1 pseudogene is annotated in these 352 nt (G+C 50.0%); it reads left to right on the top strand.

The window, feature by feature from the left end:
- Window positions 1–63: 63 nt before the first annotated feature.
- A pseudogene (locus tag ELS82_RS27895) lies at window positions 64–352 on the top strand (IS66 family transposase zinc-finger binding domain-containing protein); the annotation flags it as partial.

A 352-nucleotide genomic window follows, 5' to 3' on the forward strand; every position in this document is an offset into this window, starting at 1 on the left:
TCTAAATACGAGAACCCCAAGAAGAATTCTGGTAACAGCAGCACTCCGCCGAGCAAGGAGGGTATGAAAGACGAAATCATCAGAAGGACGAAGACTCTCCGCAAGCCAAGCGGCAAGAAGCCTGGCGGTCAGGAGGGGCATGACGGACATAAGCTATCCTGCTCTTCTGCTCCAGACGAAATAGTGGACGATGTTCCCAACTACTGCACTAATTGTGGCGAGTCCCTTGCAGATGCCGAGCGTGTACTTGACTATGTGACGCAAGTAATCTCAATTCCGGAACTGAAGCCGGTAGTCAAGGAGATACGCCACTATGTGATGATATGCAAGAATTGTGGCGAACGTATTCGTA

It is taken from the genome of Vibrio ouci (assembly GCF_004551525.1).
Lineage (GTDB): Bacteria > Pseudomonadota > Gammaproteobacteria > Enterobacterales > Vibrionaceae > Vibrio > Vibrio ouci.